This window comes from Streptomyces sp. NPDC003027 (genome assembly GCF_053591435.1).
Genome location: NZ_JBSFTU010000006.1, coordinates 52,860 through 75,427, shown reverse-complemented (window position 1 = coordinate 75,427; position 22,568 = coordinate 52,860). Strand labels below are relative to the sequence as shown.

22 protein-coding genes are annotated in these 22,568 nt (G+C 72.1%); 8 read left to right on the top strand and 14 right to left on the bottom strand.

Annotation, left to right across the window (positions count from 1 at the left end; all coding sequences use genetic code 11):
* Positions 1-33: 33 nt before the first annotated feature.
* From ACWDX6_RS07120 to pdhA, 3 genes are read right to left on the bottom strand one after another with little or no spacing between them, the layout of a single operon-like run.
* Positions 34-1,503 (bottom strand): dihydrolipoamide acetyltransferase family protein, encoded by a 1,470-nt coding sequence (locus ACWDX6_RS07120; protein WP_451483926.1) that lies wholly within the window; start codon positions 1,501-1,503, stop codon positions 34-36.
* Entirely contained in the window at positions 1,503-2,528 is a 1,026-nt protein-coding gene (locus ACWDX6_RS07115) for an alpha-ketoacid dehydrogenase subunit beta (RefSeq protein WP_451483925.1), read from the bottom strand. The genes ACWDX6_RS07120 and ACWDX6_RS07115 overlap by 1 nt, the downstream gene beginning before the upstream one ends.
* Positions 2,528-3,688, bottom strand: a complete 1,161-nt coding sequence (gene pdhA / locus ACWDX6_RS07110; RefSeq protein WP_451484021.1) for a pyruvate dehydrogenase (acetyl-transferring) E1 component subunit alpha — start codon at positions 3,686-3,688, stop codon at positions 2,528-2,530. The genes ACWDX6_RS07115 and pdhA overlap by 1 nt, the downstream gene beginning before the upstream one ends.
* A 177-nt stretch (positions 3,689-3,865) precedes the next feature.
* Here pdhA and ACWDX6_RS07105 point away from each other — a divergent pair, with 177 nt between their 5' ends.
* Positions 3,866-4,363 (top strand): Lrp/AsnC family transcriptional regulator, encoded by a 498-nt coding sequence (locus tag ACWDX6_RS07105; RefSeq protein ID WP_451483924.1) that lies wholly within the window; start codon positions 3,866-3,868, stop codon positions 4,361-4,363.
* Between the two features lie 19 nt (positions 4,364-4,382).
* Here the strand turns inward: ACWDX6_RS07105 and ACWDX6_RS07100 are convergent, their stop codons facing one another.
* Both ACWDX6_RS07100 and ACWDX6_RS07095 read right to left on the bottom strand, forming a co-directional pair.
* Entirely contained in the window at positions 4,383-4,976 is a 594-nt protein-coding gene (locus tag ACWDX6_RS07100) for a TetR/AcrR family transcriptional regulator (protein ID WP_451483923.1), read from the bottom strand.
* Complete coding sequence (locus ACWDX6_RS07095; RefSeq protein WP_451484020.1) at positions 4,973-6,532, bottom strand: 3-hydroxyacyl-CoA dehydrogenase; 1,560 nt, start codon at positions 6,530-6,532, stop codon at positions 4,973-4,975. The genes ACWDX6_RS07100 and ACWDX6_RS07095 overlap by 4 nt, the downstream gene beginning before the upstream one ends.
* A 235-nt stretch (positions 6,533-6,767) precedes the next feature.
* Here ACWDX6_RS07095 and paaN point away from each other — a divergent pair, with 235 nt between their 5' ends.
* Positions 6,768-8,462 (top strand): phenylacetic acid degradation protein PaaN, encoded by a 1,695-nt coding sequence (paaN, locus tag ACWDX6_RS07090; RefSeq protein ID WP_451483922.1) that lies wholly within the window; start codon positions 6,768-6,770, stop codon positions 8,460-8,462.
* A 17-nt stretch (positions 8,463-8,479) separates the two neighbouring features.
* Here paaN and ACWDX6_RS07085 read toward each other — a convergent pair whose 3' ends face one another.
* The 3 genes from ACWDX6_RS07085 to ACWDX6_RS07075 are packed head-to-tail and all read right to left on the bottom strand — an operon-like array spanning position 8,480 to position 11,195.
* Entirely contained in the window at positions 8,480-9,184 is a 705-nt protein-coding gene (locus ACWDX6_RS07085) for a TrmH family RNA methyltransferase (RefSeq protein ID WP_451483921.1), read from the bottom strand.
* On the bottom strand, positions 9,181-10,491 hold the full coding sequence (locus ACWDX6_RS07080) for an HTTM domain-containing protein (RefSeq protein ID WP_451483920.1): 1,311 nt from the start codon (positions 10,489-10,491) through the stop codon (positions 9,181-9,183). Before ACWDX6_RS07080 ends, ACWDX6_RS07085 begins: the two co-directional genes overlap by 4 nt.
* Positions 10,488-11,195 (bottom strand): DUF5819 family protein, encoded by a 708-nt coding sequence (locus ACWDX6_RS07075; RefSeq protein ID WP_451483919.1) that lies wholly within the window; start codon positions 11,193-11,195, stop codon positions 10,488-10,490. Before ACWDX6_RS07075 ends, ACWDX6_RS07080 begins: the two co-directional genes overlap by 4 nt.
* 111 nt (positions 11,196-11,306) lie before the next feature.
* On the opposite strand from ACWDX6_RS07075, the gene paaA reads away from it, so the two are divergent.
* From paaA to ACWDX6_RS07050, 5 genes are read left to right on the top strand one after another with little or no spacing between them, the layout of a single operon-like run.
* Positions 11,307-12,437 (top strand): 1,2-phenylacetyl-CoA epoxidase subunit PaaA, encoded by a 1,131-nt coding sequence (gene paaA / locus ACWDX6_RS07070; RefSeq protein ID WP_451483918.1) that lies wholly within the window; start codon positions 11,307-11,309, stop codon positions 12,435-12,437.
* Positions 12,434-12,721: a 1,2-phenylacetyl-CoA epoxidase subunit PaaB gene (paaB, locus tag ACWDX6_RS07065; protein WP_451483917.1), complete on the top strand. Its 288-nt coding sequence runs from the start codon at positions 12,434-12,436 to the stop codon at positions 12,719-12,721. Before paaA ends, paaB begins: the two co-directional genes overlap by 4 nt.
* Positions 12,718-13,440, top strand: coding sequence for a 1,2-phenylacetyl-CoA epoxidase subunit PaaC (gene paaC, locus ACWDX6_RS07060; RefSeq protein ID WP_451483916.1), 723 nt, complete (start codon positions 12,718-12,720; stop codon positions 13,438-13,440). Before paaB ends, paaC begins: the two co-directional genes overlap by 4 nt.
* Positions 13,434-13,931: a 1,2-phenylacetyl-CoA epoxidase subunit PaaD gene (gene paaD / locus ACWDX6_RS07055; protein ID WP_451483915.1), complete on the top strand. Its 498-nt coding sequence runs from the start codon at positions 13,434-13,436 to the stop codon at positions 13,929-13,931. The genes paaC and paaD overlap by 7 nt, the downstream gene beginning before the upstream one ends.
* On the top strand, positions 13,932-15,020 hold the full coding sequence (locus ACWDX6_RS07050; protein WP_451483914.1) for a 2Fe-2S iron-sulfur cluster-binding protein: 1,089 nt from the start codon (positions 13,932-13,934) through the stop codon (positions 15,018-15,020). It abuts the gene before it with no gap.
* Positions 15,021-15,289: 269 nt separating this feature from the next.
* Here the strand turns inward: ACWDX6_RS07050 and ACWDX6_RS07045 are convergent, their stop codons facing one another.
* The 4 genes from ACWDX6_RS07045 to ACWDX6_RS07030 form a co-directional block, all read right to left on the bottom strand.
* Positions 15,290-15,634: a rhodanese-like domain-containing protein gene (locus ACWDX6_RS07045; RefSeq protein ID WP_451483913.1), complete on the bottom strand. Its 345-nt coding sequence runs from the start codon at positions 15,632-15,634 to the stop codon at positions 15,290-15,292.
* Between the two features lie 68 nt (positions 15,635-15,702).
* Positions 15,703-16,521 (bottom strand): hypothetical protein, encoded by an 819-nt coding sequence (locus ACWDX6_RS07040; protein ID WP_451484019.1) that lies wholly within the window; start codon positions 16,519-16,521, stop codon positions 15,703-15,705.
* Positions 16,522-16,761: 240 nt separating this feature from the next.
* The gene (locus ACWDX6_RS07035; protein WP_451483912.1) at positions 16,762-18,210 is read right to left on the bottom strand and encodes a DUF2252 domain-containing protein; all 1,449 of its coding nucleotides are present in this window, start codon (positions 18,208-18,210) and stop codon (positions 16,762-16,764) included.
* 143 nt (positions 18,211-18,353) lie between these two features.
* Positions 18,354-19,409: a hypothetical protein gene (locus ACWDX6_RS07030; RefSeq protein ID WP_451483911.1), complete on the bottom strand. Its 1,056-nt coding sequence runs from the start codon at positions 19,407-19,409 to the stop codon at positions 18,354-18,356.
* 95 nt (positions 19,410-19,504) lie between these two features.
* On the opposite strand from ACWDX6_RS07030, the gene ACWDX6_RS07025 reads away from it, so the two are divergent.
* Entirely contained in the window at positions 19,505-19,960 is a 456-nt protein-coding gene (locus ACWDX6_RS07025; RefSeq protein WP_451483910.1) for a MarR family winged helix-turn-helix transcriptional regulator, read from the top strand.
* Positions 19,961-20,073: 113 nt separating this feature from the next.
* On the opposite strand, the gene ACWDX6_RS07020 is transcribed toward ACWDX6_RS07025, so the two are convergent.
* A complete protein-coding gene (locus tag ACWDX6_RS07020) occupies positions 20,074-20,733 on the bottom strand; it encodes a response regulator transcription factor (protein ID WP_451483909.1) in 660 nt (219 codons plus the stop codon).
* A gap of 40 nt (positions 20,734-20,773) precedes the next feature.
* Positions 20,774-22,516: a sensor histidine kinase gene (locus ACWDX6_RS07015; RefSeq protein WP_451483908.1), complete on the bottom strand. Its 1,743-nt coding sequence runs from the start codon at positions 22,514-22,516 to the stop codon at positions 20,774-20,776.
* Positions 22,517-22,568: the final 52 nt, after the last annotated feature.

Genomic DNA, 22,568 nt, shown 5'->3' with positions numbered 1-22,568 from the left:
CGGGCCGTGGGACCCGCCCCCGCCCGCAGGGGGTCAGACGGTGCGGAGCAGGACCGCGGGCTGTTCCACGCAGTCCGCGACGTAGCGGAGGAAGCCGCCCGCCGTGCCGCCGTCGCAGACCCGGTGGTCGAACGTGAGCGACAACTGGACGACCTGGCGGACGGCCAGTTCGCCCTGGTGCACCCACGGCTTCGGGATGATCCGGCCCACCCCGAGCATCGCCGCCTCGGGGTGGTTGATGATCGGCGTGGAACCGTCGACCCCGAACACCCCGTAGTTGTTCAGCGTGAACGTCCCGCCGGTCAGGTCCGCCGGCGTCAGCGTCCCCTGCCGAGCCGACTCGGTCAGCCGCGCGAACTCCGCCGTCAGCGACTCCGCCGTGCGCGTGCCCGCGTCCCTGACCACGGGGACGACCAGACCGCGGGGGGTCTGGGCCGCGAAGCCGAGGTGCACGGACGGCAGCCGCACGATCTCCCGAGCCGCCGTGTCCACGGTGGAGTTGAGCTCGGGGTAGCGGGCGAGCGCGTGCGCGCAGATCCGGGCGAGGAGCGCGAGCAGCGAGATCTTGGGGCCCCCCGCCGCGTTCATCGCCGCCCGGGCCGCCATGAGCTCGGTCGCGTCGGCGTCGACCCAGCAGGTCGCGTCGGGGATCTCCGTACGGCTTCGGCTGAGCTTGTCGGCGACGGCGCCCCTGACCCCGCGCAGCGGGATCCGCTCACCGCCGACGGCTGCGACGGACGGCGCGGCGACCGGGGCGGCCGGGGCCGCGTCAGCGCTCGCCCCGGTCGTGGCGGCCGCCAGGGCGCTCTCCACGTCCACCCGCAGGATCAGTCCTTCCGGCCCCGACCCACGCACCTTCCGCAGGTCGAGCCCGCGCTCCCGGGCCAGCTTGCGCACGAGGGGCGAGATCACCGGCACGGGCCCGTCGTGGCCACCGGCCACGGGGGAGGCGCCGTTCCCGCGCGCCGAACCGGCGGGGGAGGCGAGGGGCGCAGGGGAGGCCGAGGTGCCCGGCTGTGCGCCGCCGGTCCGTACGGGCTCCGCTCCGGCCGGTGCCGTCGTCGCCACGGCGGGGTCGTCGCGGCGGACCCGGCGGCGCCGGGCCGTGGGGCCTGCCGTCCCGTAGCCGACCAGGACGTTGCCGGAGTACTCCGACGACTCGGCGTCGGCGGCCGAGCCGGCAGGAGCGGGCGCGTCGCCGGAGGCGGGCGAGCCGGTGGACGTCGCGGTCGGACCCGGGGCGCCCGAGCCCTCCGTGCCCCCCACCGCGACCGTCAGCAGCGGCGCCCCGACCGGCAGTTCCGTGCCCTCGTCACCGAACCGGGCCGTCACCACACCGCCGTAGGGGCACGGCACCTCCACCATCGCCTTGGCGGTCTCCACCTCGACGACCGGCTGGTCGATGGCGACGACGTCACCGACGTTCACCAGCCAGCGCACGATCTCCGCCTCGGTCAGCCCCTCACCGAGGTCCGGCAGCTTGAATTCGAGCACCTGGGCCATCAGCTCGCCGCCTCCCACTGCAACCGCGCCACCGCGTCGAGGACCCGGTCCACACCCGGCAGATGGTGCCGCTCCAGCATCGGCGGCGGGTACGGGATGTCGAATCCGGCGACTCGCAGCACCGGCGCCTCCAGGTGGTGGAAGCACCGCTCGGTCACGCGGGCCGCGATCTCGCCGCCGGGCCCGCCGAATCCGGCCGACTCGTGCACCACGACCGCCCGCCCCGTGCGCCGCACCGACGCGCAGACCGTCTCGTCGTCGAAGGGCACCAGCGAACGCAGATCGACCACTTCCAGGTCCCATCCCTCCGCCCGCGCGGCCTCCGCCGCCTCGAGACAGACCGGCACGGACGGCCCGTACGTGATCAGCGTGGCGCTGCGGCCACTGCGCCGCACCACCGCCCGGCCGATCGGCTCCACCGCCGCCGGCGCCTCGGGCGACCAGTCGGACTTGGACCAGTAGAGCCGCTTGGGCTCCAGGAAGACCACCGGGTCGTCGGAGGCGATGGCCGCCCGCAGCAGCCCGTAGGCGTCCTCCACGGTGGCCGGCGTGACGACATGGAGCCCCGGAGTCGCCATGTAGTACGCCTCGGAGGAGTCGCTGTGGTGCTCGACGCCGCCGATACCGCCGCCGTACGGCACCCGGACCACCAGCGGCATCGGCATCGCACCGCGGGTACGGTTCCGCATGCGCGAGACATGGCTGATCAGCTGCTCGAACGCCGGGTAGGCGAAGGCGTCGAACTGCATCTCGACGACCGGCCGCAGCCCGTACATCGCCATGCCGACCGCCGTGCCGAGGATGCCCGCCTCGGCCAGCGGGGTGTCCGTGCACCGGTCCTCGCCGAACTCCTTGGCGAGGCCGTCGGTGACCCGGAAGACCCCGCCGAGCGTGCCGACGTCCTCTCCGAGGACGTGGACCGCCGGGTCCTCGGCCATCGCGTCGCGCATGGCCCGCTGCAGCGCCTGAGCCATGGTGGCGGGCTTGGTCGCGGCCCGGCCCGCCGTCTTCTGCGCGGTGGTCATCACGCCTCGCTCTCGGCGTCGAGTTCGGCCCGCAGCTGCGCCGCCTGCTCGCGCAGCTGTGTCGTCTGCTCGGCGTACACGTGCGCGAACAGGTCCATCGGGTCCAGCACCGGGTCGGCGTTCATCCGCTCGCGCAGCGCCGCCGCCATCGTCTCGGCGGCGTCGGCCGCGGCCCGCTTCCCGTCCTCGTCGAGGATCCCGCGCTCCGTCAGTTCCCGTTCCAGGATCAGGATCGGGTCGTGGGCCCGCCAGGCCTCGACCTCGCTGTCACCGCGGTAGCGGGTGGCGTCGTCGGCGTTGGTGTGGGCGTCGATGCGGTACGTGATGGCCTCGACCAGCGTCGGTCCACCGCCCCGCCGCGCGCGTGCCACGGCCTCGGCCAGCACCTGGTGGACGGCGACGGCGTCGTTGCCGTCGACGAGCCGGCCCGGCATGCCGTAACCGACGGCCTTGTGGGCCAGGGACGGCGCGGCCGTCTGCTTGGCGAGCGGTACGGAGATCGCGAAGCCGTTGTTCTGCACCAGGAACACCACGGGTGCCTGCCAGACGGCCGCGAAGTTCAGCGCCTCGTGGAAGTCGCCCTCGCTGGTGCCGCCGTCGCCGACCATGGCGAGCGCGACCACGTCGTCGCCCTTGAGCCGGGCCGCGTGGGCCAGGCCCACCGCGTGCGGAAGCTGGGTGGCGAGCGGGGTGGCGAGCGGGGCGATCCGGCGCTCACGCGGGTCGTACCCGGTGTGCCAGTCCCCGCGCAGCAGAGTCAGCGCCTCCACGGGGTCGAGGCCGCGGGCGACGGCCGCCAGGGTGTCGCGGTACGAGGGGAAGAGCCAGTCGCGGTCCTCCAGCGCCAGGGCGGCGGCCACCTCGCTCGCCTCCTGGCCGGTGGTCGACGGGTAGACGGCGAGCCGGCCCTGCTTGGTCAGGGCCGTGGCCTGCGCGTTGTACCGCCGTCCGCGCACCAGCTCCGCGTAGAGCCGCCGCAGCAGCTCGGGGTCGGCGTCGGCCACCGCGTCCGTGCCGAGGATCCGGAACGGCTCGGCGTCCGGCAGCAGCGGAGCGGGGTCCGTGCGCGGCTTCCACGCCGGAGGCGGGGTGGGCCGGTAGGCGGGGGCGGCGGCGGGCGGCTCTTGGACTGTCGAACTGCGCTGTTGCAACGAGTCCACCTCCTCGTGGGAGCGGGCATAAGACCCGAAGGCGGGTGGCGCGAGTGTGGCGCGCCTCACCTACCGATTGTTCGGTCGTGGAGGCATTTTGGCTACAGGCGCCCTCAGCCTGTGGACAATCGGTTCTCCACAGCCTGGGATAGAGGCAGGTCGTCCATGGGAGAGAGGCGGGGGGACATGGCGGATGAACAAATGGCCGACGACGGGGAGCGGGGGCCGACCACGCGGCCGCTGGACGCCATCGACCGGTCCATCCTGCGCATCCTGCAGACGGACGGTCGCGCGTCGATACGCTCCGTCGCCGAACGGGTCCATGTCTCCCGGGCCAACGCCTACGCCCGGATCAACCGGCTGATCGACGATGGGGTGATCCGCGGCTTCAGCGCCCGGCTGAACCACGAGCGGGCGGGCCACGGCGCCTCCGCCTACATCACGCTGAAAATCGTCCAGAACTCCTGGCGCACGGTCCGCGAACAGCTCCAGGCGCTGCCGGGAGCCGCCCACATCGCTCTGGTCAGCGGTGATTTCGACGTCCTGCTGCTGGTGCACACACCGGACAACCGGACTCTGCGGGAGCTCGTCCTCACCAGGATCCAGTCGATCCCGGAAGTGCTCTCCACCCGCACGCTGCTGGTCTTCGAGGAGACGGACCTCGATCCCGACCACCCGCGCTGAGCAAGGGCTGGAGGACCGCTCAGCGCGCCGTGCGCAGCCCGTCGAAGGCGAGGTGGACGACGGTGTCGGCCAGCTGCTCGCGCTCCGCGTCGGCACCCGGGTGCGGCCGGTACCACTCCACCAGCGAGTTGATCATGCCGAAGAGGAGCCGGGTGGCGAGCTTGATGTCCACGTCGGCCCGCAGATCGCCGTCGGCCACCGCCGCCTTGAGCAGCTCGGCCACCTTGTGGTCGAACTCGCGGCGCCGCTCCAGCGCCCACCGCTCGGTCCTGGTGTTGCCGCGGACCCGCAGCAGCAGCGTGACGTACGGCAGCTCCGCCGTCAGCACCTCGACGGTGCGCCGGGTGACGTACTCGACCCGCTCGATGGCCCGGCCCTGTCCGGCACCGGGCTCGTCGAGGACGGCGAAGAGCCCGTCCAGCGCCCGGCTGACCGCCCGCCGCAGCAGCTCCTCCTTCCCGGCGACATGGTGGTAGATCGAGGACTTGGAGATGCCGGCGGCCTTGGACAGGTGCTCCATGGACGTGCCGTCGTAACCGCGCTCGTTGAAGACCCGCACGGCGACGGAGAGCAGCGTCTCGGGCGTGTACGTGTCACGCTTCACGGTGGTCATGACGAGCCCTCCCCGCCCGCCGCGACCGGCGCCACGCCATCGGCCGAGCTCGCCGCGACCGGCTCCACCCCGCCGGCCGATTCCGCCGCTTCCGCCGAGGCGGACTCGGCGGCGACCAGGCGCCGCAGCGCCTGGGAAGGGGCGTAACGGCCCGTCGGGTACTCCTCGTGGAGGTTCGACAGCGTCTCCAGGACCCAGTCCGCGCCCAGCTCGGCGGCCCAGGCGAGGGGCCCGCGCGGATAGTTCACGCCGAGTCGCATCGCGGTGTCGATGTCGTCCGCGTCCGCCACCGCGCGCGTGGCGGCGTCCAGGGCGAAGTCCGCGAGCATCGCGACCGTACGGGCGACGATCATGCCGGGGACGTCCTTGATGACGCTGACCTTCTTGCCGGCCGCCTGGAACAGCCCGATCGCCTCTTGGAGGGATCGCTCGTCGACGGTGGCGGCGGGCGCGAGGACGATCCGCTCGCACGTGGAGAAGTCCAGCGCGAGATCGAAGTGGATGACCGGCATCGCCGCGTCGTCGGCGGCGGTCCCGTCGGCGAGGAAGAGCCGGGTGCCGCTCGGGAGCTCGATCCAGCCCGGGTAACCGGGCACCGCGTCCTGCCGGAACTCGACCGCGACGGCCGTCTCCCGCAGCACGCGGACCAGCGGTTCGGCCTGGTACATCTCGCCCTGCACCACCACCGAGGCGGGTGGTTCGGCCGGCGGCGCCGTATGCGGCTCGGGGGCCGAGGCGCCCTCCCCGTACGGGAACCAGCCGTGCCCCGACTTGCGGCCGAGCCGCGCCGACTCGACCAGTCGGCGCTGGGCGAGCGACGGGGTGAACTTGGGGTCCTGGTGGAAGGAGTCCCACACGGACCGGGTGACGGCCTCGTTCACGTCCTGGCCGATGAGGTCGGTCAGCTCGAAGGGCCCCATCCGGAAGCCGCCGCACTCGCGCAGGGCGGCGTCGATGGTGGCCGGGTCGGCCGCGCCCTCCTCGTACACCCGCAGCGCCTCGGCGTAGAAGGGCCGGGCTATGCGGTTGACGATGAAGCCGGGGGTGTCGGCGCAGCGCACCGGCGTCTTGCCCCAGCTCTTCGCCGTGGCGTACGCGCGCGTGGCAGCGGCCGGGTCGGTGGCGAAGCCGCTGACGACCTCGACCAGCGGGAGCAGCGGGGCCGGGTTGAAGAAGTGCAGACCGACGAACCGGCCCGGCAGTCGCAGCACTCCAGCGATGGCCGTGACCGAGAGGGAGGAGGTGTTGGTGGCGAGCAGCGCGTCATCGCCGACGATCTTCTCCAGCTCGGTGAAGAGTCCCTGCTTGACCGCGAGTTCCTCGACGATCGCCTCGACGACGAGCGCGGCGTCGGCCAGCTCCGTCAGATCGGCCGCGGCGTGCAGCCGGGAGATCGCGCCGTCCCGCTCGGCCGGGTCCAGCCGGCCCTTCTCGACCAGCCGGTCCAGGCGGGCGGCGAGGGCCGTCACGGCCGCTTCGGCCCGGCCGGGAGCGCTGTCGTAGAGCCGTACGGGATGGCCGGCGACCAGGGCGACCTGGGCGATTCCCTGGCCCATCGTGCCCGTGCCGACGACGGCGACGGTACGGCTCCGGTCGAGGGCGTCGGTCCGGGTGTCCGGCACGCTGTCCGGGAAGGTGTCCGGCCCGGCGTCGCTCACATTGGCGGTCATACGACTGATCCTCCCCGATGGGTTGTCCACAGCTTCGACAGACCCCCTTGTCCCGACCGATCGTTCGGTTACTCTAACTCTGTCCGCCTGCCCCTGCACAGCTCGACGAGGAGTTGCGCCCATGGCCGCCGCTCAGCTGACCACCGACCACCTGGCCGCGACGCACCGGTCCACACTGGACCAGGCTCTCGACACCATCCGCACCCGCGCCTACTGGTCGCCGCACCCCGAGCACCCCAAGGCGTACGGCGAGAACGGCTCGCTGGACGCGGCCGCCGGCCTCGCCGCGTACCAGGCGCTGCTGAACAGCCGCTTCGAGCTGGACCAGCCCGGCACGGACGGCTGGACCGGCGGCGAGATCTCGCCGTACGGCCCCGCGCTCGGTGTGGAGTACCCGCACGCCGACATCGACGTCCTGCTGCCCGCCATGCGCGCCGGCATGGCCGCCTGGCGCGACGCCGGGCCCGAGGCCCGCGCCCTGGTCTGCCTGGAGATCCTCGCCCGGATCTCCGCTCGCACCCATGAGTTCGCGCACGCCGTCATGCACAGCAGCGGCCAGGCGTTCATGATGGCGTTCCAGGCCGGCGGCCCGCACGCCCAGGACCGCGGCCTCGAAGCGGTCGCCTACGCGTACGCGGAGCAGACCCGCACCCCCGGCACCGCCGACTGGTCCAAGCCGCAGGGCAAGCGGGACCCGCTGGAGCTGACCAAGGAGTTCACCCCCGTTCCCCGCGGCATCGCGCTGATGATCGGCTGCAACACCTTCCCGACCTGGAACGGCTACCCCGGCCTGTTCGCCTCCCTCGCGACCGGCAACCCCGTCCTGGTCAAGCCGCACCCGCGCGCCGTCCTCCCGCTGGCCCTCACGGTCCGGGTGGCGCGTGAGGTCCTCGCCGAGGCCGGCTTCGACCCGAACCTGGTCGCACTGGCCGTGGAGCGGCCCGGCGAGGGCATCGCCAAGACCCTGGCAGTCCGCCCCGAGATCCGGATCATCGACTACACCGGCTCCACCGCCTTCGGCGAGTGGCTGGAGACCCACGCCCGCCAGGCGCAGGTCTACACCGAGAAGGCGGGCGTCAACACCGTCGTCGTCGACTCCACCGACGACTACAAGGGCATGCTGTCCAACCTGGCGTTCTCCCTCTCGCTGTACAGCGGCCAGATGTGCACCACCCCGCAGAACCTGCTGATCCCCCGGGACGGCATCACCACCGACGCGGGCCCCAAGTCGTACGACGAGGTCGTCGCCGACCTCGCGGCGGCGGTCGGCGGCCTCCTCGGCGACGACGCCCGGGCGAACGCCCTGCTCGGCGCCCTGGTCAACCCCGATGTGAAGGCGCGCCTGGAGGCCGCGGCCGACCTCGGCGAGGTCGCGCTCGCCTCCCGCGAGGTGCCCAACCCCGACTTCCCGGACGCCGTCGTCCGTACGCCCGTCATCGTGAAGCTGGACGGCTCCAAGCCGGACGCGGAGGCGGCGTACTTCTCCGAGTGCTTCGGCCCGGTCTCCTTCGCCGTCTCGGTCGACTCGACCGCCGACGCCCTGGAACTGCTGCGCCGCACGGTCCGCGAGAAGGGCGCGATGACGGTCGGCGCGTACACCACCTCCGCCGACACCGAGCGCGCGGTCGAGGAGGTCTGCCTGGAGGAGTCGGCCCAGCTCTCGCTGAATCTGACGGGCGGGGTCTACGTCAACCAGACCGCCGCGTTCTCCGACTTCCACGGCTCCGGCGGCAACCCGGCCGCGAACGCGGCCCTGTGCGACGGAGCGTTCGTCTCCAACCGCTTCCGCGTGGTGGAGGTCCGCCGCCAGGCCTGAGGCAGCGCGCGGGGGCCCTACGGGGCCTCCGTGCCACCCCCCTGGCCGCCGGTGATCTCGGCGTACCGCTGCACCCACGCGTGCATGGCGATCGCGGCCGCCGCCCCCGCGTTGATCGACCGGGTCGAGCCGAACTGGGCGATCGAGCACACCATCAGCGCGTGCTTGCGGGCCTCCTCCGTGAGCCCGGGCCCCTCCTGGCCGAAGAGCAGCACACAGCGGCGCGGCAGCACCGTCCGCTCCAGGGGCACCGCTCCCGGCAGGTTGTCGATCCCGATGATCGGCAGGTCCTCGGCCGCCGCCCAGGCCGTCAGCGACTCGGTGTCCGGGTGGTGGCGCACATGCTGGTAGCGGTCGGTCACCATCGCGCCGCGCCGGTTCCAGCGCCGCCGCCCCACGATGTGGATCTCCTTGGCCAGAAAGGCGTTGGCGGTCCGCACCACCGAACCGATGTTGAAGTCGTGGCCCCAGTTCTCCACCGCCACATGGAAGTCGTGCCGCCGGGTGTCCAGGTCGGCGACGATCGCCTCGCGCGTCCAGTAGCGGTAGCGGTCGACGACATTGCGCCGGTCCCCACCGGCCAGCAGCTCCGGGTCGTAGCGCTCACCCTGGGGCCAGGGCCGAGGGTGCGGACCGACACCGACCTCGGGCGCGTACCCGTCGTCGTACTGGATCGGCTCGGTCGACCCGCCGGCCTCGGGGTTCTCGTGGGTGGTGCTCACCCGACGAGGGTACGGCGGGCCGGCTCCTCACCCGTACGGCGCTGCTTCGGCACCGCACCGCCGGGCAGCCGCGACAGCAGCCGGTCCCGGCCGCGGCCCACCGCCGCGCCGAGCCCCACCAGGAACGCCGTCGGCAGGAACACCGCGTCCGCGGAGATCATCGCCAGCGAGAAGACGGGGAGCCCCAGGAGCACGGCGATCCCCGCGTGCTCCAGCATCATCGCGACCAGAAGGACGTTCTTGACCTTGCGGTTGAAGAGCGTGAAGGGGAAGGCGACCTGGACGAGCACGGTGCCGTAGGTCAGCACCATCACCATCACCCCGCTGGAGCCCAGCAGGTCGGAGAGGGCCGGCCAGGGGGTGAAGTAGTCCAGCTCGAGCGGGTAGTACAGCGCGGTGCCGTCCTGCCAGCGCGAGCCCTGGATCTTGTACCAGCCGGCCGTGGCGTAGATCAGACAGACCTCGGCCATGATCACGACGAGCGTGGCGTTGTGGGCGAGGTTGGCCAGCACATCGAGGAGCGTGCGCGGTTCACCGGGCGCGAGGCGGCACACCAGCCACCACAGCCCATGGCCCAGCCACAGCACCCACAGCAGCACCAGCAGCCAGGGCTCGCCCGTGACGTCGGAGAAGGCGGTGGCGGCGAGCAGAAAGCCGCCGAGCACGGTCCACAGCAGCGGTCCCACGACATCGCGCCGCCGTGGCGATGTCGGCGGGGCCGGTTGGTCGCCGGCCTCAGGCGCCTCAGGGGCCACTCGCGTGTTGCGGACCTGTCGGGCCTCGCGCTCGTGCCGTGCGGCTCGGCGGGCGTCCAGGGACCAGACCTGGCCGCAGCGGGTCAGGACGAGATAGATCGCGGCGAGGTGCACGACGTTGTCGCCGCCGTCCCCCACGAAGATGGAGCGATTCTGCAGGGACAGCACCCCGGCCATGAAGACCACGGACACGGCGCGGGTGTGCCAGCCCAGGAGCAGCAGGACGGCGGAGAGGACGGCGAGTCCGTAGACGATCTCGAACCAGAGCCGGCCGTCCGACCACATCAGCGCCGTGAAGGCACTGTTATCGGCGATCAGCTGCCGTCCCATCTCCCACGACCAGGGGCCGTCCGGCCCGTAGAGCTCGTGGCGGTGGGGCAGCTCGCGCAGCAGGAAGAGCAGCCAGGTGAGCGCGAAGCCGATCCGGACGATGGCGGTCTGGTACGGGCCGAGGGCCGAGGCGGTGACGCGCTGCACGGCCCGGGCGAGCCGGCGGTCGAACGGCTCACGGGCGTCACGGGCGCGTGCCGCGCCTCCTGCTGGTCGGTTCACCGGCCGGCCTCCGTACGCTCGGCCGGCGTCCTGCCGGGCAGGTCGGCCGCGCTCACCGTCCACCAGGGGACCTCCCGGTACACCGGTTCGGTGTCGATCTTCTCGGTGCTCCACACCGGGGCCGGGATCGGGCGGACCGAGGAGCGGAGCTGTATCCGCTCCACCGTGCCGCCGAGATCCCGCTCATCGAGCCGGAGCATCACGATCCGGCGCATGTAGCTCTCGGAGAGCCGGCCGCGCAGACCGTTGGGCCGGTGGTCGTCGGTGTGGGAGTTGAGGTAGAAGTCCCAGGCCCGGCGGAGCTCGTTCTGGTCGACGTGGCTCGGCAGCAGGCTGCCGCGGATCGCCTCCGCGTCCTGCGCGGACAGATCGATCCAGCCGGTGGTGCGCCGGCCACTGTCGTCGCCGACGACCTCGGCGCGGACCTGTACGGCGACGTTCTGCTGGAGCGGGTTGGGCGCGAACAGCTTCCAGTTCTGCTCGAACTCGGGGTAGACCCAGCCGTCGACCGCCTCGCCGTGCTGCTTGGTCAGCGTGTTCGAGGGCGCGACGTGCAGGAACACCATCGCGAGGTGGGCGCAGGCGAAGACCCCGATCACGGCCAGGGCGACGGCGGCGATGACCTGGTACGGCAGCGACAGGGAGGCGATGCCGGCGCCCGCGCGGGGCCCCTCACGCACATCCCCGTCGTCGTACGCGTCCATCCCGCCCCGATCCCGATCGGCCCACCGCCTTATCCACAGGGTTGACACCATACGGGCCGTCGACCCACCATTGAAGTCATTCAACCGAACGATCGGTCGGTAGGGGATCTGATGACGGCAGGGACGGCAGCGACAACAGCGACCGCGGACGCACAGGACGCGCGGGCCGGACAGGGCCCGGCCACCACCGCGGCCACGCAGGCGACCCAGGCCGCCTACGAAGCGGTGTTCGACGCCGCCGTAGCCGCCGACGAGCGCATCGAGCCGCGCGACTGGATGCCCGACGCCTACCGCGCCTCCCTCGTCCGGCAGATCGCCCAGCACGCCCACTCCGAGATCATCGGCATGCAGCCGGAAGCCAACTGGATCACCCGCGCGCCCTCACTGCGGCGCAAGGCGATCCTCATGGCGAAGGTCCAGGACGAGGCCGGCCACGGCCTGTATCTGTACAGCGCCGCCGAAACGCTCGGCACCAGCCGCGACGAGCTCCTCGACAAGCTCCACTCCGGCCGCCAGAAGTACTCCTCGATCTTCAACTACCCCACGCTGACCTGGGCCGACGTCGGCGCCATCGGCTGGCTGGTCGACGGCGCGGCCATCACCAACCAGGTCCCGCTCTGCCGCTGCTCCTACGGCCCGTACGCCCGCGCGATGGTCCGGATCTGCAAGGAGGAGTCCTTCCACCAGCGGCAGGGGTACGAAGCGCTGCTCGCCCTCTCCCAGGGCACCGAGGCCCAGCACGCGATGGCGCAGGACGCCGTCAACCGCTGGTGGTGGCCCTCCCTGATGATGTTCGGCCCGCCCGACGACGAGTCGGCCCACTCCGCCCAGTCGATGGCCTGGAAGATCAAGCGGCACTCCAACGACGAGCTGCGCCAGCGGTTCGTCGACATCGCCGTCCCCCAGGCCGAGGCCCTCGGACTCACCCTCCCCGACCCGGACCTGCGGTGGAACGAAGAGCGCGGCCACTACGACTTCGGGCCGATCGACTGGACCGAGTTCTGGGAAGTCCTCAAGGGCAACGGCCCCTGCAACGAACAGCGGCTCGACAAGCGGCGCCAGGCCCACGAGGACGGCGCCTGGGTCAGGCAGGCCGCCGCGGCCTACGCCGAGAAGCACGAGAAGCACGACAGGCACGACAGGCACGACAGGCACGGAAGCCACACCGCGCACGACAAGAACACCGAGCACGCCGAGCACGGCACGCGCACGGACCGGCAGGACGGGGAGGCACGGGCATGACCACCGACGGATGGCCCCTGTGGGAGGTGTTCGTGCGATCGCGCCGCGGACTGTCCCACACCCACGCGGGCAGCCTGCACGCGCCGGACGCGGAGATGGCCCTGCGCAACGCCCGCGACCTCTACACCCGCCGCAACGAAGGCGTGTCGATCTGGGTGGTCCCCTCCACCGAGATCACCGCCTCCTCCCCGGACGAGAAGGACCCCTTCTTCGAGCCGTCGGCGGACAAGCCCTACCGGCACCCGACGTTCTACGACATCCCGGAGGGGGTGAAGCACCTGTGAGCGACACCGCACTGGTCACGCAGGCCGCCCTCGCCCTCGGCGACGACGCCCTGGTGCTCTCCCAGCGCCTGGGGGAATGGGCGGGAAACGCCCCCGTCCTGGAAGAGGACGTCGCCCTCGCCAACATCGCCCTCGACCTCCTCGGCCAGGCCCGGGTCCTGCTCTCCCTCGTCGGAGACGAGGACGAACTGGCCTACCTCCGCGAGGAACGAGCCTTCCGCAACGTCCAGCTCGTCGAGCAGCCCAACGGCGACTTCGCCCACACCATCGCCCGCCAGCTCTACTTCTCCACCTACCAGCGGCTCCTCTACGCCCAGCTTGCGACCGGCGACAGCCCCCTGGCCGGCCTCGCCGGCAAGGCCGTCAAGGAAGTCGCCTACCACCAGGACCACGCCGAGCACTGGACCCTGCGCCTCGGCGACGGCACCGCCGAGAGCCACGACCGGATGCAGCGCGCCTGCGACGCCCTGTGGCGCTACACCGGCGAACTGTTCCAGCCCGTCGAAGGACTCGACGTCGACCACAAGGCCATGGAAACCGCCTGGCTGGCCTCGGTCACCGCCGTCCTCGACCGCGCCACCCTCACCCTCCCCGACGGGCCGCGCGGCGGCGCCTGGAGCGCGGGCGCCGGCCGGCAAGGACTCCACACCGAGTCCTTCGGAAGGATGCTGGCCGAGATGCAGCACCTGCACCGCAGCCACCCGGGGGCGACATGGTGACCATGACAGCCCTGGAGGAGGAGCTCAGCCGGATCGCCGGCGCCGTTCCCGACCCGGAGCTGCCCGTCCTCACCCTGGAGGAGCTCGGCGTCCTGCGGGGAGCCCGCGTCCTCGGCCCCGGCAGGGTCGAGATCGCGCTGACCCCCACGTACACCGGCTGCCCCGCCATCGAGACGATGTCCACGGACATCGAGCGCGCGCTGCACGACCACGGCATCCCGGAGGTCTCCGTCGTCACCGTCCTGGCCCCCGCCTGGTCGACCGACGACATCAGCGAGGAAGGCCGGCGCAAACTCGCCGACTTCGGCATCGCGCCGCCCCGCCCCCAGGGCCCCGCCGCAGGACCGGTACCGCTCACCCTCGCGATCCGCTGCCCTCACTGCGGCTCCACCGACACCGAGCTGCTGAGCCGCTTCTCCTCCACCGCCTGCAAGGCGCTGCGCCGGTGCGTCGCCTGCCGCGAACCGTTCGACCACTTCAAGGAGTTGTAGATGGTGCCCTCAAGCGCCGGACGGGCTGGGTTCCATCCGCTCCGGGTGAGCGACGTCGAGCAGCTCACGGACGACTCGGTGGCCGTCACCTTCGCGGTCCCGCCCGAACTGCGCGAGACCTACCGCCACATCCCGGGCCAGCACCTCGCCCTGCGCCGCACCGCGTCGAACGGCGAGGAGATCCGCCGCACGTACTCGATCTGCGCACCGGCCGCCCCGGCCGGACAGGATCCCGTACTGCGCGTGGGCATCCGGCTGGTCGACGGCGGCGAGTTCTCCACGTACGCGCTCAAGGAACTGGCCGTCGGCGACACCGTCGAGGTCATGGAACCGATGGGCCGCTTCCTCCTCGCGCCCCGGCCCGGGCACTTCGCGGCCATCGTCGGCGGCAGCGGCATCACCCCGGTCCTCTCCATGGCCGCCACCCTGCTCGCCCAGGAGCCGGAAGCCCGGTTCTGCCTCGTCCGGAGCGACCGCACCGCGTCGTCCACGATGTTCCTCGACGAGGTCGCCGACCTCAAGGACGGCTTCCCCGACCGCTTCCAGCTCGTCACCGTCCTCTCCCGCGAGGAGCAGCAGTCGGGCCTGCCGTCCGGGCGGCTCGACAAGGACCGGCTCACCGCCCTGCTGCCGGCCCTGCTGCCGGTCGACGAGATCGACGGCTGGTTCCTGTGCGGTCCCTTCGGCCTCGTCCAGGGCGCCGAGCGCGCCCTGCGCGGACTCGGCGTGGAACGCGGGAGGATCCACCAGGAGATCTTCCACGTCGACGACGGCTCGGCACCCGCCTCGGCGCCGACCGCCGACGCGCCCGTCCACGCCACGCTGACGGCCACCCTGCACGGCCGCTCCGGCAACTGGCCCGTACAGGAGGGAGAGACCCTCCTCGACACCGTGCTGCGGGCCCGCGCCGACGCCCCCTACGCCTGCAAGGGCGGGGTGTGCGGCACCTGCCGCGCCTTCCTGGTCGACGGCGAGGTTCGGATGGACCGCAACTTCGCCCTTGAGCCGGAGGAGACCGAAGCCGGATACGTCCTGGCGTGCCAGTCCCACCCGGCCACCGCGGAAGTGGAGCTGGACTTCGACCGCTGACACCGCCCTTCCAGGCACAGCTCTTCTCGTCACCTAGAACGTGTTCTATGTGGCGGCCCGTCAGGCGACGGGCCGCCATGAACCCGCAACGGGCGACAACGGAAGGGAAAGGCTGTGGACTTCACCTTCACCGAGGAACAGCAGGCGGCCGCCGAAGCGGCAAGGGCGGTCTTTATGGCGACGGCGCTGGTCTCCAGCAGGGAGCCGGTACACCGGCAAGCCGGAAAAGTCCGACCCGCGGGCCGCTCAGGGGCGAAACCCCGGACCGCTCAGAGGACGAAGGCCGGGTTGCCGCTGTCCGTCACCATCGGACGCCCGGCACCGTCCCAGGCGAGCATGCCACCGTCGACGTTCACCGCGTCGATCCCCTGCTGCACCAGATACTGCGTGACCTGCGCCGACCGACCGCCCACCCGGCACATCACATACGCGCGGCGCCCATCGGCCACCGCCTCCGTCACCTCACCGAAGCGCGCCACGAAATCGCTCATCGGAACGTGCAGGGCGCCCTCGACATGACCGGCCGCCCACTCGTCGTCCTCCCGGACATCCAGCACCAGGGCATCGGCCGGCACAGAGGCAGCGTCCACCGAGGGCAGCGGGGCGAAATTCATGGGACGTGCCTTCTCTCGTCTCAGCCGCTCGAACGACCTCGAGCACCTTGGAAAACTTCCTTGAAAAACTACTGCACCAGGCCGGCCAGCTCCGCCTCACGCTCCGACACCTGCGCGAGCAGCTGCTCGGCGATCTCCTCCAGGAGCCGGTCCGGGTCGTCGGGCGCCATCCGCAGCATCGCGCCGATCGCGCTCTCCTCCAGCTCACGCGCGACCACGCTCAACAGCTCCTTGCGCTGCGACAGCCACTCGAGACGCGCGTACAGCTCCTCGCTCTCGCTGAGCCGCTCCTCGGCGGGCGCCGGACCGGCCGCCCACTCCTCGGACAGCTCGCGGAGCATCGCCGCGTCACCGCGGGCGTACGCCGCGTTCACCCGGGTGATGAACTCCTCGCGCCGCTTGCGCTCGTCATCCTCCCGTGCCAGGTCGGGGTGAGCCTTGCGGACCAGCTCGCGATACAGCTTGCGGGCCTCCTCGCCCGGCCTGACCCGCTTCGGCGGCTGCACCGGCTGCTCGGTCAGCATCGCGGCGGCCTCGGCGGACAGGCCGTCGGAGTCCATCCAGTCGTGGAAGAGCTCGTCCACACCGGGCATCGGCATGACGGCCGCCCGCGCCTCCTGGGCCCGCCGCAGATCCTCCGGATCACCGCTCCTGGCCGCCCGCGCCTCGGCGATCCGCGCGTCCAGCTCGTCGAGCCGCGTATACATCGGGCCGAGCTTCTGATGGTGCAGCCGGGAGAAGTTCTCCACCTCCACCCGGAACGTCTCCAGGGCGATCTCGAACTCGATCAGCGCCTGCTCGGCCACCCGCACGGCCCTCTCCAGCCGCGCCTCGGGCCGCTCGGCACCCGCCCCCTGATCGGGGCCCTGTCCGGCGCCTGGATCCACGGCTGGGTCCGCGTGTCGGTCCACGTCCACGTCCTCGTTCCGGCTCGTCACCCCACCAGCCTACGGTCCCCGGGGGCCCCTCCCCCCTCCCTCCCCCGCCCCTCCCCACCCCCAGCCCTGCGTCGCCGGTCGTCGGCGGTCGACTCAGCCGACCGCCGGTCGTCGGCGGGACTCAGCCGACCATCGGCAGTCGGCCGTCGGCAGTCGGCCTCGGGCGCCCCCGTCGGGAGCCCGCGGCCGTCACACGCCGAGTTCGGCCGCGATACGGCCGTCGTTCACCGCCGTCACCAGTTCGGCGTGGTCCGCCGTGGTGCGGTCGGCGTACGCCACGGCGAACGCCGTGATCGCCTCGTCCAGCTCCTCGTTCTTGCCGCAGTAGCCGGCTATCAGCCGTGGGTCGGCGCTGTGTGCGTGGGCTCGGGCCAGCAGCGCGCCGGTCATGCGGCCGTAGTCGTCGAGCTGGTCCGGGGTGAGGGCGGCCGGGTCGACGCTTCCCTTGCGGTTGCGGAACTGGCGCACCTGGAAGGGGCGGCCCCGCACGGTGGTCCAGCCGAGGAGGATGTCGCTGACGACCTGCATCCGTTTCTGTCCGAGCACCACGCGCCGTCCCTCGTGCCCCGGGTCGTCGACCGTGAAGCCGACGGCCGGGAGGTGGGGGAGCAGGGCGGAGGGCCGTGCTTCCTTCACCTGGAGGACGAGCGCCTCGCCCCGGTGGTCGAGCAGCAGCACCACGTAGGAGCGGGTGCCGACGCTGCCGGTGCCGACGACCCGGAAGGCGACGTCGTGGACGGCGTAGCGCGCGAGGAGCGGCAGCCGGTCCTCGGAGACGGTTTCGAGGTAGGGGCCGAGGGAGGCGGCGACCTCGGCCGCTTCCGTGTCCGGGACCCGGCGCAGTACCGGTGGCGCGTCCACGAACCGCCGGCCGCCGCCTTCCTCGGGGGCGACGGTCTCGGTGGCCTTGGCGGCGAACCGGGCGCTGGTGTTGTTCCTGGCCTGCTCCGAGACCCGTTCGAGGGTGCCGATCAGGTCTCGGGCGTCGGTGTGGGAGACGAGTTCCTCGTCGGCGATCGCGTTCCAGGCGTCGAGGGCGGGGAGTCGGGCCAGCAGTCGCATGGTCCGGCGGTAGGCGCCGGCGGTGTCGAACGCGGCGGCCCGGCAGGTCTCCTCGCCGGCGCCCACCTCGCGTCCGGCGAGGACGAGGGAGGTGGCCAGCCGTTTGAGGTCCCATTCCCAGGGGCCGACGACGGTCTCGTCGAAGTCGTTGAGGTCGATGACGAGCCCGCCGCGGGCGTCGCCGTAGAGGCCGAAGTTGGCGGCGTGGGCGTCGCCGCATATCTGGGCGGCGATGCCGGTGACGGGTGAGCCGGTGAGGTCGTGGGCCATCAGTCCGGCGGAGCCGCGCAGGAAGGCGAAGGGGCTCGCGGCCATTCTGCCGACGCGTATCGGTGCGAGGTCCGGTACGCGGTCACGGCTCGACTCCTCGACGGCGCGGACGGCGTCGGGCCGGCCGGCGGGCAGTGACAGTTCCTTGTGGGCGGAGCGCGGGACGCGTTCGCGCAGCCGCTTGCCCTGTTGCTTGGGGGAGTCCGTCGCTCCTGTGGCGGTGCGCGCCGCGAACCCTGGTACGTGTGGGATGCGCTCGCTGCCCGTGCTCCGCTGTCCGGGTACCGCTGCCTGGTTCTCGTCCATGGGACGTCCTCCCCCGTTGTCGCGCCTGTCCGATGCGGTGTCCGACACCAACCGAACTGACCGTACCGCCGGGTTGTTCGGGCCGTCTTCCCCTGTGGACAACCCATGCGTTGTGGACAACTCACTGACCCGCGGGGGTACGGCTAGACGCCGACGGCCTCTTCCATCTCCTCCTCGATCTCCGCGGGGGCGTCGGTGGACGCGCCACCGGGCGATCGGCGGCGTGTCTCGGTCAGTCCGGCGAGGGCGGTAGTGGCGACTCCGGCGAGGAACCACAGTGCGAGGACCAGGAGGTGTCCGCCGAGGGCGTGGCCGTCGAAGTACACGTGACTGCGGACGCCCTCGACGAAGCCGGCGCCGTTCCAGAAGGCGTGGAGGGCGCCGAAGAAGCCGGGTTGGAGTTCGGGCCGGTAGATGCCGCCGGAGCTGGTGAAGTTGAGCATCACGAACAGCACCATCACGCCGAGGGTGGTCCAGCGGCGCAGGAAGGTGTGGAGTCCGACGCCGATCAGCAGGATGCCGGCCGAGTACAGCCAGGACATGGCCCAGACGCCGGCGAGGCCCTGGTCGACGAGGTGGAACAGGGGTCCGGCGAAGAGCGTGCCGATGAGGCTGACGACGAGCGACATGCCGGTGGCGAGCAGTGTCCGGATCCGCGGGGGCAGGACCGCGCCGGCGCCGCCGATCACGGCGACGGAGGCGTAGGAGCCGATGCTGAGGGCGACGAGCAGGAAGAAGATGCCCTGCCCGGTGGGGTCTCCGTCGGAGACGGGGGCGACGTCGGTCACCGTGAGCGGCGCGCCCTGCGCGGCGGCGACCTTGGTGAAGACCTTCTCCACCGCCATGGCGCTGGTGTCCGAGGATGCGGAGGCCACGAGCAGTTCGGGGCGCGGGCCGGGGATGTAGGCGCCGAAGCTGGACCGCTCGCGCAGGGCGGAGACGGCGGTGTCCCGGTCGGTGACGGTGCGGACGTCGAGGGCGCCGTCGCCCTTGTCGTGGAGGGTCTGGGCGAGGACCTGGGCGGTGGGTCCGGAGCCGACAACGTCGACGCGCAGGTCGTGGGGTTGGGGGGCGTGGAAGGCGCCGAGGTAGGCGAGTCCCATGCCGACGCACATCAGGAGCGGGGTGAGCAGGTGCCCGATGACGTGCCGCAGCGCGCCCGGGGCGTTCGTTCCGGTGGGGGCGGGTGGGGCGGACACGGACAGACCTCCATGGTTGGCTTTTACAACTAAGCAACCGTTGTACTATACAACTGAAGCGGGACGGTCCGCGACCCACAGCGAAGGAGCGCACCATGACCGACGGCGCGCGCGAGTCATCCGTCGAGATCATTCAGCGGGAGCTGACGGCGTTCGCCCGCCGGGCGCGCGCGGCAGCGGCACGGCTCCATCCCGAGCTGCCGCTCGTCTCGTACACGCTGCTCGCGCACATCGTCGACCAGCGGGGCTGCCGCGCCACCGACCTCGCCGCGCACTACCTGCTGGACAAGTCGACGGTCAGCCGACAGGTGGCGGGTATGGAGAAGCTGGGTCTGGTCGAGCGCCGCCCGGATCCGGCCGACCACCGCGTGCAGGTCCTGCACCCGACGGAGGCGGGCACCGCCGTCCTCTCCTCCACCCAGGCGAGCCGTCTGGCCGCTTACCAGGAACGCCTCAAGGACTGGTCGGCCGAGGACCTCGCCCAGTTCGCCGCGTATCTGCTGCGCTACAACGCCGCCGGCACCGCCGGCATCCCCGACGCCCTCCGCTGACCACCGCACCGCCACCACGACGCCACGCGGCCACCGGCCCCGCCACGACACCGCGAGATCCGCCCCACCACCGCCCCGCCACCACGACGGCGCGCGCCCCCGCTACAGCCCCCCTACAGCCCCGCGTCCCGGGCCAGCAGCGCCGCCTGCACCCGGTTCTCGCAGCCCAGCTTGGCCAGGATCCGGCTCACATACGTCTTCACCGTCGCCTCGCTCATGTGGAGCCGCTTCCCCGCCTCCGCGTTGGAGAGTCCCTCTCCCAGCAGGGCGAGCACCTCACGCTCCCGTTCACTCAGCGCCGCCACCCGCCCCCGGGCCTCTTCCGCGCGGGCCGCCTCCCGTCCCGAGGCCAGACGGTCGACCACATGCCGGGTGGCGGCCGGTGAGAGATACGCGTCCCCGGCCGCCGCGGCCCGGACCGCCCGGATCAGCTCGGCCGGCGCCGTGTCCTTGAGCAGGAATCCGGCGCCGCCGTGTTCCAGCGCCCTCAGCACGTTCTCCCGCTCACCGAAGGTCGTCAGCACGATCACCCGCGCCGCCGGCGCGGCCCTGCGCAGCTCCGGCAGGGCGGAGAGCCCGTCGAGCACCGGCATCTGGATGTCGAGCAGCACCACGTCGGCGGCGTGCGCCCGCGCCTCCTCCACCGCCTCACGGCCGTTCGCGGCCTCCGCGACGACCTCGATCTCCGCGTCCGAGGTGAGGATCATCCGGATCCCGGCCCTGATCAACGGTTCGTCGTCGGCGATCACGACCCTGATGCGCTGCCCTGCCACAGCTACTCCCCCACGGCTACCGATACGGGCGGGCCCAGCGCTACCGCTTGACCTCGTACGACTTCTTCTCGATCAGCTTGCCGTCCTTGAAGCAGAACCGGAAAACGGGCTCCGTCTCGATCCCTTCCCCTATCTCCGACGACATCAGCACCAGGCACTTCGAACCCTCGGGCTCGGCGGGGCCTCTGCCGTGCAGTCCCGTGGTGGCGATCGTGTCGCCGGAGGGGAGCTGGTCGCGGACCTCCTGCTCGGCCGTACCGACCTTCACCGCGTCGTACTGGCCCGGGTCGATCATCCCCTCCTTCACCGATCCCATCAGGAAGTAGATGCCGAAGCCCACGGCCACCATCAGCAGCACCAGTGCCGCGAACGCGATCCCGCATCCCAGCGCGAACCCGCCGCCCTTGCTCCTGCCCCCGCTCAGCGCCATCGCCAACTCCCGCTCCGTGAACGTCCAGTCGGCCGGTCCGACTGACACCCGCCCACCGTCGCCGATCACGGGTGCCGTCGACTGCTGCCGGAAGTCGTCGGCCACATCTACCAAAGGCGCTGCCTCCACGACGCCGTAGGGCAGGACCCCGGCGACGCGGAAGCCCCCGCCGTCCACCGGCCCCGCGTGGACCATGCCGCCGACCAGCCGGGCCCGCTCGTGCAGCCCGGTCAGCCCCTGACCGCCGCTCACCACGTCACGCGGTGGCTCCGCGGCCGCCTCGTTGACGATCTCCACCACGAACGAGTCCGGTTCGTAGCGCAGCTCGACCTCGATCGGGGCACCCGGCGCGTGCTTGTAGGCGTTGGTCAGCGCCTCCTGGACGATCCGGTACGCCGCGTGGTCGGCGGCGGGCGGCAGCGGCTGACAGCCCCCGAGCCGGCGCAGCTCCACCTGGTTCCCCGCGGCCCGCGCCGCCTCCACGAGCCCCTCGATACCGGCGGCCCCCCGTGCCGCCCGTCCCGATTCGTCACCGGCCCGCGCCGGTACGGTCGGCACCGTGTCCGGCGCCTCGATCCCGTCCCGGAGAATGCCGACGACCTCGCGCAGCTCGTGCATCGCGGTCACCGACGCGTCGCGCAGCACGCCGACCGCTTCGCGCTGCCGGTCGGTCAGTTCCTTGTCCACCTCCAGGGCGCCGGTGTGCACCGATATCAGCGCCAGCTGGTGGCCGAGGCTGTCGTGCATGTCCTGGGCGATCCGCTGCCGCTCCCGCAGCCGCGCCTGGCTCGCCACCATGACCCGCTCCCGCAGCAACTGGGCGTTGCGTTCCTGCAGCGCGTGCAGCAGCGTCCGCCGCTGGGTCCAGTAGCGGTTGGCGAGCCCGGGTGCCAGCGTCGTCGCCAGGTAGTACAGCGTCGTCAGCAGCACGAGGCTGAGCATCCGCTGCTGCGCCCAGGACTCCAGCAGGGTCGTGCCGACGTTCAGTACGTACGAGACGGTGTACGCCGTCAGTGCGCGTCCCGCACCGGCCACATGGCGTCCCGCCGACCAGCCGACGAGGATCAGCAGCACCAGGAACCCCGGCAGGAGCGGCGCGAGCGCCCCGGTCGCGATGAGTACCGTCGCGGGCAGCCGGCGCCGCAGCAGCGACAGCAGGGCGGCGGTCAGGGCCACCCATACGAGCCGCCACCCCTCGCCGCCGACCAGCTCCTCGGTCCCGGCCGCGAGCAGCGCCATCACCACCGCGAGGACCGCCTCGCCGGCGGCCCTGCGCCGCGACCACATGCCGGGCGCCGCGAACCACCGCCACCCGGCACCGATCCCGGCTCTGATCTTCGAAGACGCGTCCACGCCCGCACCCTAGGCAGCGGCCCGTCCCGCCCGCGTCCGACTTTTGTCGCCC

Coding starts and splice junctions, on each gene's coding strand:
- paaB (WP_451483917.1), top strand. CDS start 12,434: ATGACCACCGACGGATGGCCCCTGTGGGAGGTGTTCGTGCGATCGCGC.
- ACWDX6_RS07075 (WP_451483919.1), bottom strand. CDS start 11,195: ATGGACGCGTACGACGACGGGGATGTGCGTGAGGGGCCCCGCGCGGGC.
- paaD (WP_451483915.1), top strand. CDS start 13,434: ATGGTGACCATGACAGCCCTGGAGGAGGAGCTCAGCCGGATCGCCGGC.
- ACWDX6_RS07050 (WP_451483914.1), top strand. CDS start 13,932: ATGGTGCCCTCAAGCGCCGGACGGGCTGGGTTCCATCCGCTCCGGGTG.
- paaN (WP_451483922.1), top strand. CDS start 6,768: ATGGCCGCCGCTCAGCTGACCACCGACCACCTGGCCGCGACGCACCGG.
- ACWDX6_RS07100 (WP_451483923.1), bottom strand. CDS start 4,976: ATGACCACCGTGAAGCGTGACACGTACACGCCCGAGACGCTGCTCTCC.
- ACWDX6_RS07115 (WP_451483925.1), bottom strand. CDS start 2,528: ATGACCACCGCGCAGAAGACGGCGGGCCGGGCCGCGACCAAGCCCGCC.
- paaA (WP_451483918.1), top strand. CDS start 11,307: ATGACGGCAGGGACGGCAGCGACAACAGCGACCGCGGACGCACAGGAC.
- ACWDX6_RS07105 (WP_451483924.1), top strand. CDS start 3,866: ATGGCGGATGAACAAATGGCCGACGACGGGGAGCGGGGGCCGACCACG.
- ACWDX6_RS07035 (WP_451483912.1), bottom strand. CDS start 18,210: ATGGACGAGAACCAGGCAGCGGTACCCGGACAGCGGAGCACGGGCAGC.
- ACWDX6_RS07095 (WP_451484020.1), bottom strand. CDS start 6,532: ATGGGCCAGGGAATCGCCCAGGTCGCCCTGGTCGCCGGCCATCCCGTA.
- ACWDX6_RS07045 (WP_451483913.1), bottom strand. CDS start 15,634: ATGAATTTCGCCCCGCTGCCCTCGGTGGACGCTGCCTCTGTGCCGGCC.
- ACWDX6_RS07120 (WP_451483926.1), bottom strand. CDS start 1,503: ATGGCCCAGGTGCTCGAATTCAAGCTGCCGGACCTCGGTGAGGGGCTG.
- ACWDX6_RS07025 (WP_451483910.1), top strand. CDS start 19,505: ATGACCGACGGCGCGCGCGAGTCATCCGTCGAGATCATTCAGCGGGAG.